At 61.4% G+C, this 12,871-nt stretch carries 9 protein-coding genes; 7 read left to right on the plus strand and 2 right to left on the minus strand.

The window, feature by feature from the left end; all coding sequences use genetic code 11:
• Positions 1-1,296 carry a citrate synthase gene (locus RIFP1SYM_RS00250; protein WP_039959410.1) on the minus strand — a complete coding sequence of 432 codons (1,296 nt, stop codon included), beginning with the start codon at positions 1,294-1,296 and terminating at the stop codon, positions 1-3.
• A 37-nt stretch (positions 1,297-1,333) separates the two neighbouring features.
• Positions 1,334-2,254, minus strand: a complete 921-nt coding sequence (mdh, locus tag RIFP1SYM_RS00255) for a malate dehydrogenase (RefSeq protein ID WP_039959386.1) — start codon at positions 2,252-2,254, stop codon at positions 1,334-1,336.
• Between the two features lie 255 nt (positions 2,255-2,509).
• Between mdh (RIFP1SYM_RS00255) and mdh (RIFP1SYM_RS00260) the strand changes: the two genes are divergently transcribed.
• From mdh (RIFP1SYM_RS00260) to RIFP1SYM_RS00290, 7 genes are all read left to right on the plus strand, one after another.
• Complete coding sequence (mdh, locus tag RIFP1SYM_RS00260; RefSeq protein ID WP_006475429.1) at positions 2,510-3,445, plus strand: malate dehydrogenase; 936 nt, start codon at positions 2,510-2,512, stop codon at positions 3,443-3,445.
• A gap of 10 nt (positions 3,446-3,455) precedes the next feature.
• On the plus strand, positions 3,456-4,082 hold the full coding sequence (locus tag RIFP1SYM_RS00265; RefSeq protein WP_005958505.1) for a 2Fe-2S iron-sulfur cluster-binding protein: 627 nt from the start codon (positions 3,456-3,458) through the stop codon (positions 4,080-4,082).
• Between the two features lie 20 nt (positions 4,083-4,102).
• Entirely contained in the window at positions 4,103-5,722 is a 1,620-nt protein-coding gene (locus RIFP1SYM_RS00270; RefSeq protein ID WP_005958506.1) for an FAD-dependent oxidoreductase, read from the plus strand.
• A gap of 3 nt (positions 5,723-5,725) precedes the next feature.
• Positions 5,726-6,979, plus strand: a complete 1,254-nt coding sequence (locus RIFP1SYM_RS00275) for a complex I 51 kDa subunit family protein (RefSeq protein ID WP_005958507.1) — start codon at positions 5,726-5,728, stop codon at positions 6,977-6,979.
• A 442-nt stretch (positions 6,980-7,421) separates the two neighbouring features.
• Positions 7,422-9,299 (plus strand): 2-oxoacid:acceptor oxidoreductase subunit alpha, encoded by a 1,878-nt coding sequence (locus RIFP1SYM_RS00280; RefSeq protein WP_006475427.1) that lies wholly within the window; start codon positions 7,422-7,424, stop codon positions 9,297-9,299.
• Between the two features lie 12 nt (positions 9,300-9,311).
• Positions 9,312-10,265 carry a thiamine pyrophosphate-dependent enzyme gene (locus RIFP1SYM_RS00285; RefSeq protein ID WP_005958509.1) on the plus strand — a complete coding sequence of 318 codons (954 nt, stop codon included), beginning with the start codon at positions 9,312-9,314 and terminating at the stop codon, positions 10,263-10,265.
• 33 nt (positions 10,266-10,298) lie between these two features.
• Positions 10,299-12,794, plus strand: coding sequence for a ferredoxin (locus tag RIFP1SYM_RS00290; protein WP_005958510.1), 2,496 nt, complete (start codon positions 10,299-10,301; stop codon positions 12,792-12,794).
• Positions 12,795-12,871: the final 77 nt, after the last annotated feature.

Genomic DNA, 12,871 nt, shown 5'->3' on the forward strand with positions numbered 1-12,871 from the left:
TCAGCGCTTGTCGAGTGGCACATAGTCACGCCGCGGCGCACCTTTATAGATCTGCCGCGGGCGACCGATCTTCTGCAGCGGATCGCTCATCATCTCCATCCAGTGGGCCACCCAACCCACCGTACGACCGATGGCAAACATCACCGTGAACATGTTGTTTGGGATCCCCAGCGCCCGGTAGATAATGCCCGAGTAGAAGTCGACATTGGGATAGAGCTTGCGCTCCACGAAGTACTCATCACTGAGGGCGATCTCCTCCAGCTTCAGCGCCAGCTCAAACATCGGATTGTTACTGTCGGCGAGTTTCTCTAACACCTCCAGGCACATCTCCCGCAGGATGCCAGCGCGTGGATCATAGTTTTTGTAGACCCGGTGGCCAAAGCCCATTAGCCGAAACGTATCATTCTTGTCCTTCGACTTGGCGATATATTTATCGATATTGGCAACATCACCAATCTCCGTCAGCATGTTCAGCACCGCCTCATTGGCGCCACCATGGGCCGGCCCCCAGAGCGAGGCGATACCAGCCGCGATACAGGCGAAGGGGTTGGCCTGAGAGCTGCCGGCCAGCCGCACCGTGGAGGTGCTGGCGTTCTGCTCATGGTCCGCATGCAGGATGAACAGCAGGTTGAGCGCCCGTTCGGCCACCGGGTCGGGCTGATACTCTTCACAAGGGGTGGCATACATCATGCGCAGCAGGTTGCCGCAGTAAGAAAGGTCATTGCGGGGATAGACGATCGGCTCACCGATGTTGTGCTTGTAGCTGGCCGCCGCAATCGTCGGCATCTTGGCGATCAAGCGATGCGCTGAAATCTCCCGATGGCGAGGATTATCAATATCGAGGGAGTCGTGATAGAAGGCAGAGAGGGAACCCACCACACCCACCATGATCGCCATCGGATGAGCATCGTAGTGGAAGCCGCTGAAGAAGTTTTTCAGTGTCTCGTTGAGCATCGTGTGGTAGGTGATCAGGTGATCAAAACGCTGCAGCTGCTCTGCATTTGGCAACTCGCCGTAGAGCAGGAGATAGGCCACCTCGATGAAGTCAGCCTGAGCCGCCAGTTGCTCAATCGGATAACCGCGATACTCCAACACCCCTGCCTCACCATTTATATAGGTGATGCGGCTCTCACAGCTGGCTGTGGACATAAAGCCCGGATCGTAGGTAAAGATCCCGCTATCCCGATAGAGCCTGGAAACATCGATTGCCGGCGGCCCCTGCACCGACTCCCTCACCGACAACCTGATCGATTCCCCTGCCGCTTCATCCTGCAGTAAAAAATATTTCTCTGTCATCATTCATCTCCCAGGAAATAGTTTCCTTGCCAAGCCACTACAACCTGGCGATATCCGCCCGCACCGCCGCCGCCGAGGCCTCGAACAGCGCCATCTCTTCCGCAGTCAGGCCCAGATCGACCACCAACTCGACCCCCACCTCGGAGAGCACACAGGGCACCCCCATCGCGATTTTTTCAGCGCCATATTCCCCCTGCAGAATCGCCACCGTCGGCATGATGCGCCGGCGATTGTTGGCGATCGCATCAATCATCGAGGTGATGGCTGCGGCAGGGGCATCGTAGGCACTGCTGTTCTTGCGCAGCGAGAGGATCTCCGCCCCGCCGTTACGGGTCCGTTCGATGATCACATCGATCTTCTCGCGACTGATGAAGTGCTCGATGGGAATACCGTTGATGGTGCAGAAACGGGGCAGGGGCACCATCGAATCACCATGGCCACCTAGCACAATGGTGGTCACGTCGCGGGAGGAAAAGCCGGTCTCCATCTCGATGAAACTGGCCATACGCGAGGCATCCAGCACCCCGGCCTGACCGAACACCCGCCCGCGCGCCCAACCACTGCGCTGCCAGGCGCGGAAGGTCAGCACATCCACCGGGTTGCTCACCACCAGCATCATCGCCTGCGGCGCATACTGCAGAGCATTGTCGACAATGCCGTCGATCACACCCAGATTCACCTCCAATACATCGGAACGCGACATGCCTGGCTTACGCGGCACCCCGGCAGTTACCACGATCAGATCCGAACCAGCCATCGCCGCCGGGTCGTTGGAGCCGGAGACCCGGGTATCGAAACGGAAGAAACTCGAGGTCTGCAACACATCCAGCGCCACCCCTTGGGGCGCATCCTCGCGGATATCCACCAGCATCACTTCCCGGCACAACTCGGCCTCGGCCAACATCTGCGCGGTGGTCTCACCGACTCGGCCCGCACCCACAATAGTAATTTTGTTCATTGTTATTCCTTGCTTCACAAACCCGCTCTCCAATAATAGCCACGATCAGCACGGCAGACGGTCATAGCAGCAGGCAGCATTTTTTACCCCCCAACCCGGTTGGGTTATGATTGGTGGTTCGCGCGTCTTGGGGCAACGTTGAACGATACGACCCCTCTGCCGAAAAACACCGACTTCCCTATGATTTCGGCACTTTTCGGCCAAAGATGCCCGACAGATGCGGACACAAGTAGAAGAATCCTGAGGAAGTTTTTAATGTCGAGAAAGAAGATTGCGCTGATCGGCGGCGGCCAGATCGGTGGCACACTCGCGATGATAGCGACCCAGAAGGAGCTGGGTGATGTCGTGATTATCGACCTACCGCACCTGCAAAATCCGATGAAAGGCAAGGCTCTCGATCTGATGGGCATGCGCCCGGTGGACGGCGTCGATGTTGAACTGAGCGGCAGCGGCGAAATGGCAGCGATCGCCGGTGCCGACGTGATCATCGTCACCGCCGGCGTGCCACGTAAACCGGGCATGTCGCGCGACGACCTGCTTGATATCAACCTGAGCGTCACCAAAAAGGTCGCCACGGCAGTCAAGCAGCATGCCCCGGACGCCTTCGTGATCCTCACCACCAACCCGCTCGACTCCATCGTCTACGCCTTCCACAAGCTCTCCGGTCTGCCCGCGGAGCGCATCATCGGCATGGCCGGTGCACTCGACACCGCCCGCTTCCGCACCTACATCGCGATGGAGACCGGCCTCTCGGTGAAGGATGTCTCCTGCCTAGTGATGGGGGGCCATGGCCCCACCATGATCCCGGTCACCCGCACCGCCAGCGTCGGTGGCATCCCGCTCACCGAATTGCTGGATCAGGAGACGATCCAGCGCATCGTCGAGCGCACCCGCAACGCCGGCACCGAGATCGTCGGCCTACTTGGCAACGGCAGCGCCTTCTACAGCTCCGCCGCCGCCGCCATCGAGATGGCCGAGTCCTACCTGAAGGATAAAAAGCGAGTGATCGCCTCCGCCGTGCTATGTCGCGGCGAATATGGCGTCGACGGTTACTTCATGGGCGTGCCCTGCGTGATCGGCAGCGGCGGCGTCGAAAAGGTGGTGGAGTTCAAGCTCACCGCCGAGGAGCAGCAGATGTTCGAGACCACCCTGGAGGCGGTCAAGGCGAGCGTCGAGCGCACCGGACTGTAAAGAAGCCACTATGAACCAATCGAGCGACAAGCTGGTCAGCCTCAGCATCAATGGCAAGGAGATCTCCGCTCCAGAGGACCACTCGGTGATCCAGGCCCTCTGGTATGCCGGCTACCCACGCGTCAAAAGCGTTGGCTGCCTGGAGGGGGTGTGCGGCTCCTGCCGGGTGATGGTGCGCCGCGCCGACAGCCCCGAGGTGAAGATGGAGCTAGGCTGCCAGCTGTTGGTGGAGGAGGGCATGCAGGTCAACTTCCTGGTCTTCCCGACCCCGACCCACCACGCCTACCAACTCGACGACATCAAGAACTCCTGGGAGGTGCAGGCCAGGTTCCACCAGATCTTCCCTGAGGCCGAAGCCTGTCGTCACTGCAGTGGCTGCAACCAGTCCTGCCCCAAGGGCATCGAGGTGGAACGGGGCGTCGAACTGGCCTCCAAGGGGCGCTTCCGCGAGGCCGGTGAGCTGTTCGTCGAGTGCGTGATGTGTAACCTCTGCCTGACCGCCTGCCCAGAACACATCTCCCCCAACCATGTCGGGCTATTCTCGCGCCGCGTCACCGCCTACTTCCACATCCGCCCCTCGAACCTGATCAACCGACTGGAAAAACTGCGCAAGGGCGACCTGCAGGTTACCTACTGAGCCCCAGCTCCGGAAACAACATGGCCAACGGCATCCCCTACAGCGAAGCGCTCAAGCGCTACACACCACTCAAATTCCGCGACCCGTCGACAGACAAGACCCCAACCCAGGATCTGCTGCGTGAGTTCCACCCAGACCACACCGAAGGCTCGATGGTCAAACTGCAGGTCGGCCCCAACAAGGGCAACACATGCCACCATCAGCTGGCCCAGATGCTGCAGTCGGATGCGCGTATCGACGAGGCCGATCTGGCCGGTGCCAACATCTGCGAGACCGATGTACTGGTGATCGGCGGTGGCGGCGCTGGCTGTGCCGCTGCACTTGAGGCCTCACGCAGCGGCGCCAAAGTGACACTGGCGACCAAGCTGCGCCTCGGCGACAGCAACACGGTGATGGCGGAAGGCGGCATCCAGGCCTCGGTGGAGAAGGGCGATACCCCGCAAATGCACTTCGATGACACCCTCAAGGGTGGCCACCACTATGTCGACCGCGAGCTGGCGGCGCAGATGGTGCTGGACGGCCCGGAAGTGATCCGCTGGCTGATCCAACAGGGCATGCAGTTCGACCTGGACAAGTACGGCGAGCTGCTGACCCGCCGCGCCGGCGGCACCTCGGCGCCACGGGTGGTCTACTATCGCGACTACACCGGCCTGGAGATGATGCGGGTACTACGCGAGGCGGTCAGCAACAGCCCAGTCGAGGTAAGAGACTACAACCCGGCGGTGGAGCTGCTCTCCAACGAACATGGCGAGTGTGCTGGCGCGGTGCTCTCCTCCCTGAAGAACTGCCGCTACACCCTGGTGAAAGCAAAGGCGGTGATCCTCGCCAGCGGCGGTATCGGCCGTATGCACCTTAACGGCTTTCCCACCTCCAACCACTTCGGCGCCACCGGCGACGGCCTGGTGCTCGCCTACCGCCTCGGCGCGAAGCTGCGTGACCTCGACTCGTTCCAGTACCACCCGTCAGGGCTCGCCTTTCCACAGCACCTCGCCGGCACCCTGATCACCGAAGGCGTGCGCTCCTCCGAGGCCTACCTGCTCAACGCCGCCGGCGAACGTTTTGTTGAAGAGCTGGCGCCCCGCGATCATGTCGCCGCCGCGATCATCCGCGAGTGCCGGGAGGGCCGCGGCATCCAGGTCGACGAAAAGACCGTCGGCATCTGGCTCGACACCCCGGGACTGGAGCTGCGCAAGCCCGGCATCCTGCAGCAGCGTTTCCCCAAACTACTGCAGCTGGGACAGAAGAGCGGAGTTGACCCGACCCACACCCCGCTGCTGATCTACCCCACCCTGCACTACCAAAACGGCGGCGTGGTAATCGACAAAAACGGCGCCTCCAGCACCTCCGGGCTCTACTGCATCGGCGAGGTCTGCGGCGGCATCCACGGCAAAAACCGGCTGATGGGCAACTCACTGCTCGACATCATCAGCTTCGGTCGGCGCGCCGGCCAGCATGCCGCCGAACAGAGCCACGGTAGGCCCCACACCAAGATCTCCATCGAGCACCTCAGCAGCCTGCGCCGCGAGCTGATGACCGCAGCCATGCCGATGGATCATAAGGGGCCACTGCTGTTCCCCGAGTACGCCAAATTCGACGCCGACGCTGACTACGACGGCCTGCGGCGCCACAAACAGAGGTAGATCATGGCTCGATCCAATCAAGTGCTGCTGCACGAATCGATCCGGGTTGGCGCCGACTTTGACGCCTGGCACACCGCTGGTGGTGGTGAAGGGCTGCAGATAGCACTGCTGGAGACACCGGACAAGCTGATTGCGCAGATCGAACAGGCTGGCCTGCGCGGCCTCGGCGGCAGCGGCTACCCGACCCACAAGAAGTGGCGCTTTCTCGCCGCCCAGCAGGATGCCACCGACAAATACCTGATCGTCAACGGCAACGAAGACGAACCCGGCACCTTCAAGGACCGTATCCTGCTCAGCGAGACCCCGCATCAGGTAATCGAAGGGGCCTGCATCTGTGCGCTCGCCTGCGGCATCAACCGCATCATCTTCTACATCAACCCGGAGCAGCACGACTCCCTCGAACAGATGCGCAAGGCAGTGGCCCAGTGGGAAGACTCCGAGCTCTACTTCTCGCTGGCGAAACAGATGGGCAAGCCGATCGAGCTGAGCGTAATGGAGAGCTCCGGCCACTACATTGGCGGCGAGGAGACCGCAGCGATCGAATCGGTGGAGGGCAACTTCCCGTTTCCGCGCGGCAAACCGCCGTTTCCCGCCGAGTCCGGGGTGCATGGCTACCCGACCCTGGTCAACAACACCGAGACCCTGGCCAATGTGCCTCACATCATGCGCCACGGCGCCGACTGGTTTCAGGCACTGGGGATCGGCGCGGCCACCGGGACCAAAATCTACTGCCTCAGCGGTGACGTACTCAGACCCGGCGCCTACGAATTGCCCATGGGCACACCGCTAGAGCAGCTAATCTTCGAGCATGGCGGCGGCATGCTGGTGGGCAAGGAACTGAAGGCAGTCTTCACCGGCGGCCCTTCCAACACCATCCTCACACCCAAGGACCTCGACGTACCGCTCGACTTCGAATCGGTGACGGCGCGCCGCTCGGCGCTCGGCACCGGCGCGATGATCGTGGTCTCCGAGGGCACCGGCATCGTCAAGCGGGTCACCGAGTACGTCAACTTTTTTGCCGACTCTTCCTGCGGCCAGTGCCCGCCCTGTAAGACCGGTACCTACTACATCTCACTGCTGCTGAGCAAGATCGACACCGGGCAGGGCAGCCAGGCCGACCTGGAGTCCCTCTACGACCTCTGCAAGGTATTGCCGGGAGCCGGGCGCTGCCACCTGCTTGATGGCGCAGTCAAGGTACTCGAAAGCTCCCTCTACCACTTTCGGGATGAGTATATGCAGGCGATCGAGCCCCGCTAACATAGATTCCATGCGTCTTGCCCAGAAATTTTACCACTTCATTATATTCGTCGAACATCCACGCAATTTGTGGGCTTATGCCAGCAAAATACACAAACATGCATAAAACAATCATTAGGCAATAAAAAAATATTTGACCGGGCGGGTGATTGTTTGCCATATTTCCCGGCTCAAAATTTATACAATCCAGCTCCAGAAGGCCGTGCTCCTGGCAACCGCCCCGAGCCGGACGGCTGTCCACACCCGCCGATGTGGCGCATTTGTTTACCATCCCCGTGGACCATGCCAGATCCTAAGGCTGAGAGGCCGGACTGGCCCGCTGGACAGAAACAGTTAAGCGCTTATGCGGCGGGATCGGGGCCAGGCCTCACTCCCAGCCAAAACCGAAAATTCAGGGTGGCTTATGACTCAGCATGCTGATGGCGGCCAGAGCGTCGTCCAAATGGACGAATTCGAAGGCAATAAAACCGCCACAAAGATCGACGAACATATCGTTGAGATCGTCTCAGACTCCGGCGAGGGCGCCCAGAAATGCGGGCAGACCCTCGGTTCTGTTAGCGGCAAGATGGGCAATGGGGTCTGGACCGTAGAGATCATCCCCGCCGAGATCCAGCCCCCGGCCCGCTCACCAGCCGGCGCCTCCGGTATTCGCGTTCGGATCGGCTCCGAGCGCGTCACCAACATGGGTAACGAGGCCGATCTCGTGGTCGCCTTCAACGAGCAGGTGCTCTACTCGCGTATCGCCAATGGCGCCTACAAGAGGGGCTCCATCGTGTTGCTGGAGAACAAGTGGAAGAGCGACCCGCAAGAGAAGATCCAGGAGCAGTACAACACCGCGATCAAGGAGCTCTCCGAACACGGCTTCATCGTCCATGAGATACCGATGGAGGAGGAGTGCCTGAAGATCGTCGCCAATGCGCGCAAGGGCAAGAATATGTTCGTGCTCGGCATGATCTGTGAGATCTACAGCCGGGATGCCGACCTGGCCCGCAGCGAGATAGCCGCCACCTTCGCCCATAAAGGCGAGAAGGTGATCAAGCCAAACATCGACCTGTTCAACTCCGGTTATGAATATGCCCGCAACAATATCCCCTACAGTTGGGAGATTGAGCCCAAGGCGCTCACCGGCGAAGAGAAGGTGCTGGTCTGCAACGGCAACCAGGCGATCGGTCTCGGCGTGATGGCCTCTGGCATGGACATGGTATCCATGTATCCGATCACCCCAGCCACCTCCGCCTCTCACTATATCGCCGCCATCTACGACCAAGTCGGCGGTTTCGTGCACCAGGCAGAGGATGAGATCGCCGCCATCGGTTTCGCTATCGGCGCCTCCTACGCTGGTAAGACCGCCTGCACCATCACCTCCGGCCCCGGCATGGCGCTGAAGACCGAGATGATTGGCCTGGCGGTAATGTCGGAGATCCCGCTGGTGATCATCAACGTGCAGCGCGGCGGTCCCTCCACCGGTCTGCCGACCAAGGTGGAGCAGGCGGATCTGCTCTCCTCCCTCTACGGCATGCCCGGCGACGCACCGAAGATCATCATCGCCCCCGCCACCATCGAGGAGTGTTTCCACTTCGTGATCATGGCGCGCAAACTGGCGGAGACCTTTCGCGGCCCGGTGATCATGCTCACCGACGCCAACCTGGCCACCGGCGTGCAGCCCTGGAACCGCCCCGAACTGCAGGAGGAGTGGCTGGCAGCGCCGATCGACCAGTCGCCTTGGGACCCCAACGTGCCCGCCTACGACTGGGATGAGGAGACTGGCCTGTCGCAGCGCCCAATCCCAGGCCAGCGCAACGGCATGTACGTCCTGACCGGCCTGTCACATACCAGCCGCTCCAAGGTGGCCTACGACTCTGATACCCACCAGACCAGCATGCACATGCGCAGCCGCAAACTGGCCGCGCTGCAGAAGACCCTGAAGAAGCCCGAGGTGCACGGCGACGAGCAAGGCGACCTGCTGATCGTCTCCTGGGGCTCCACCATGGGCGCCGTGCAGGAAGCGGTCGACCTGCATCGCGCCGAGGGCAAGAGCGTCTCCCAGCTGCACCTGCGCTTCCTCTCGCCGATGGAGCCGCATCTGAAGGAGATCTTCAGCAACTACAAGAAGGTGATGACCATCGAGATCAACTACAGCGACGATCTCAGCCACCCGCTCATCACCGAAGAGAATCGCCGGCTGGCCCAGCTTGCCATCATCCTGCGCGCCCAGACCCTGGTCGACATCGACTGCTGGTCGGTGGTGTATGGTCACCCGCTGCAGCCCGGCATGCTCTACAACGTGATCAGCGGCAAGCTCGCTGACCTGAACAACTAAGGAGGAGTCAGCATGTTTGGATTGAAAGCAGACTGGTCTCTCGAAGTCTTTGAACGCTACTTCACCCTCGGCGACTACGCCGGCGGTGAGGCCCGCTGGTGCCCCGGTTGTGGCGACTTTGCAGTACTCAACGCCACCCACCGGGTGCTGCGCGATGCGCAGATGCCGCCGGAGAAGAGCGTCTTCGTCTCCGGCATCGGCTGCTCCAGCCGCATGCCCCACTATGTCGGCACCTACGGCTTCCACGGCCTGCACGGCCGTGCCCTGCCGATAGCCAATGGCGTCAAGTCACGCCGCCCCGACCTCGACGTCTGGGTCGCCACCGGCGACGGCGACTGCTTCTCCATCGGCGCCGGCCCCTGGATCCACGCCATGCGTCTCAACATGGACATGGTAGTGCTGATCTTCGATAACGGCATCTACGGTCTGACCAAGAAGCAGACCTCTCCCACCACTCCCACTGGGATGAAGACCAACACCCACCCCAGAGGCGCACTGCTGCCGCCGCTGAATCCGTTGACCACCACCCTGAGCATCAGCAACGTCTCCTTTGTTGCCCAGGTACCCGACTGGAACCCGCCGATGCTCTACGAGACGATCAAGGCGGCCCACCAGCATCGCGGCACCAGCTTCGTGCGCATCTTGCAGCGCTGCCCGGTCTTCTCCGATGAGTTCTGCAAACCGATGCAGGAGAACCCGGAGCAGATGCTGGTGCTGACCCACGAGAACGGCATCCCGATGGACGATTCGGTGTTGCGCGTCTTCAAAGAGACACAGGAGCACGACCCGGCCGACTGGCTCGGCGCCATGGCGCTGGCCCACGACACCACGCGCATCCCGCTCGGCCTGCTCTACCGCAATCCAGACGCGGTGGTCTACGAAGATCTCTCGGCCCAGGGCCTGGAGAAGACCAACGAAGAGAAGCTGGCGGCCATTGACAAGGCTATCGACGCCTTCTCCATCTAATAACAAAACCGTTCCAGGGCAAGGCAGCGCGCTATGAACGCAGAACCCAATGCACCCACCGCCGGCAGCGCAGGCTCTGCCCTGCCGGCACAACCGCCCGCCATCAAAGATGCCGAGGCGAGCAAGGATATCCTCTACACTCTGCGCCACTTTCATCTCGGCAACCCGGGAGTGCAAGAGCAGCTGGAGCCCTTTGGCGACGATTATCTCCCCGCGCTGCTGGCCCCCTACCGGGATGCCTCCCGTCTGCGCTACGACTACCCCCTGTTTCTCTACCCTGTAGCTGAAGACGGGCAGGCAGCTGAGGCTGCCGAGCTGGCTAAGCCCCTTAGCCAATTTCTCAGCGAAACGCTCGAATCAGTTGCTCCCGGCGCAGACAATGCCCGCATCCTTAAAGACAACCTGCCGCGCATTGAGCAGGCGCTGCGCCAGGCCACCAAGGACGATGAAGCCCCAGTGCCTGCCCGCCCGCTGTTACAACAGCTCGGCGAACAGATGGTGCAGCAACTCGGTCTCGACAGCGACAGCAGCGCCCGCCTCAGTGACGACCTGGAAAAGCTGCTGGAGGCGATCCCGGATGGGGGACAACTGCTCGCCTATGGTCGCCACCCGGCCATCCACCTGCTGATCCATGTGATCCGCCATCAGGTGATCCCACGTCAGGCGCAGTTTCAGGAACAGCTTCAGGAACAGATCCTCGGACTCGGCCGGCTGCTCAATATCGAGAAGGAGAAATCCGATTCAGGGCGTAAACCGGAGCACCTGAAAGAGAGTGTTGGCGGCAGTGCTGAGCTCTTCGATGTCAACGCACTCTCCCAGGTAATGGACCACTCGCAGGGTTCGGTCGGCATGTCCGCAGAGCGCCGAGAGCGCGTGCAGACCGCCCTCGAGATCCTCAAGGAGTACCGCCAGGAACCCACCCTGGTGCGTTTTGTCCACCTGAAAGACCTGGATAGCACCATCTTCAGTGACATCGAAGGTTTCGAGTCGGTGGTCTCCGACGACCCATGCACCACCGCCCAAGATCTATTCGACCAAGAGGCAGCACGCCTCGCCAAAGTATTTGCCGCCGCGCGGATCGCCCAGCTCGAGATCGACGATCTCTACGACGCCTCGATCCACGATCCCTGGTTCGCCAGTTTCAACTGGGAGGCCTTCTCCCAGCACGAGCTGCTACTGGTGCCGGCGGTGATCGCCCTGGAGACCGCTTTGCGCGTCGCCAACCAAGCGATGCCACAGTTCTCACGGCTGCTCAACTCCGGCCGGCCGGTGCAGATCATGGTACGGGTGCTGGCCCACGCCAATCCCGGCCGCGACACCGAAGAAGACCCCTTCGCCCACTTCCGTACCGAACTCGGCTATCTGGGCATCGCCCACCGCCAGGCGGTGGTCGGGCAGACTTCTGCAGCGCGCCATGAACACCTCCTGCAACAGTTCACCACCGCTTTCAATGCGACTCGCACCAGCCTGCATCTGATCAACATCGGCATGCGTCCGCTGGGGCAGGGGGTCGGGCTGAACGCCTGGCTGGTAGCCGGCGCCGCCCTGGAGGGCCGGGTCCACCCCTTCTTCCAGCTCAACCCGGCGCAAGGTGACAGCTTCGCCGAGCGGGTCGATTTCAGCGGCAACCCCCAACCCGATCGCGACTGGCCGCTGCACGAGTTCAATTACATCGACAACGACGGCGAGGTCATCAAGACACAGAGCGCCTTCACCTTTGCCGACTATGCACTGCTAATCCCGCGCCTGCATCGCCACTTCACGCCGGTGCCATTGGTCTGCGAGTCGGACAATCTACTGCCGATTGCCGACTACCTCGCGCTGCCACAGCAGCAGACCGATGCCTACATCCCTTATGTCTGGGCGATCAACGCCAACGGCGAATTGCGTCAGCTGGCGGTCAGCCTGACCCTGGTCCACGCCTGCCGCGACCGCCTCAACTACTGGCACAGCCTGCAGGAGATGGCCGGCATCGGTAGCAAATATATCGAGATCGGCATCGCCAAGGCACGCGCCGAGATCCAGGCCGCCGCCGATGCCGAGCGCGCCGAATTGCTGGCCGCCCACGAAGCTGAGATCAACAGCGTACGTGCCGAGGCCGCCAGCGAGGTGATGGGGCGCCTCACCGAGGTACTGATGGGCATGGATCTCACGGGCGCCACACCGCGCATTGCAGCCACTACCCCGGTACAACCCAGCCCGGCTGCAGCGGATGTCAGCGAGCCGACGGCTGAGGCGGAGGCGCCAGACGAGGCGGAGACAGAGGAGGAGATCGGCGGTTACGAAGACCCCTGGATCGACAGCCCACTCTGCACCAGCTGTAACGACTGCCTGGCGATCAACCCACTGGTGTTCGTCTACAACGATAGCAACCAGGCCTACATTGCTGACGCCAGCGCCGGCACCTTCGCCCAGATGGTGGAAGCGGCAGAGATCTGCCCCTCCGACTGCATCCACCCGGGCAAACCACTCAACGACGCTGAGCCCGGGCTAGATGAGCTGATCGAACGGGCGGCAGCGTACAACTGAGCGGCAGGCTGAAACAGGTATCAAGTCAGAGATAGCGCGAGATTGTATGGCTCTTGTTGAGAGAGCAACAGGGAATC

The organism is endosymbiont of Riftia pachyptila (vent Ph05) (genome assembly GCF_000224455.1).
Classification (GTDB): domain Bacteria; phylum Pseudomonadota; class Gammaproteobacteria; order Chromatiales; family Chromatiaceae; genus Endoriftia; species Endoriftia persephonae.

Coding starts and splice junctions, on each gene's coding strand:
- RIFP1SYM_RS00250 (WP_039959410.1), bottom strand. CDS start 1,296: ATGACAGAGAAATATTTTTTACTGCAGGATGAAGCGGCAGGGGAATCG.
- mdh (WP_039959386.1), bottom strand. CDS start 2,254: ATGAACAAAATTACTATTGTGGGTGCGGGCCGAGTCGGTGAGACCACC.
- mdh (WP_006475429.1), top strand. CDS start 2,510: ATGTCGAGAAAGAAGATTGCGCTGATCGGCGGCGGCCAGATCGGTGGC.
- RIFP1SYM_RS00265 (WP_005958505.1), top strand. CDS start 3,456: ATGAACCAATCGAGCGACAAGCTGGTCAGCCTCAGCATCAATGGCAAG.
- RIFP1SYM_RS00270 (WP_005958506.1), top strand. CDS start 4,103: ATGGCCAACGGCATCCCCTACAGCGAAGCGCTCAAGCGCTACACACCA.
- RIFP1SYM_RS00275 (WP_005958507.1), top strand. CDS start 5,726: ATGGCTCGATCCAATCAAGTGCTGCTGCACGAATCGATCCGGGTTGGC.
- RIFP1SYM_RS00280 (WP_006475427.1), top strand. CDS start 7,422: ATGGACGAATTCGAAGGCAATAAAACCGCCACAAAGATCGACGAACAT.
- RIFP1SYM_RS00285 (WP_005958509.1), top strand. CDS start 9,312: ATGTTTGGATTGAAAGCAGACTGGTCTCTCGAAGTCTTTGAACGCTAC.
- RIFP1SYM_RS00290 (WP_005958510.1), top strand. CDS start 10,299: ATGAACGCAGAACCCAATGCACCCACCGCCGGCAGCGCAGGCTCTGCC.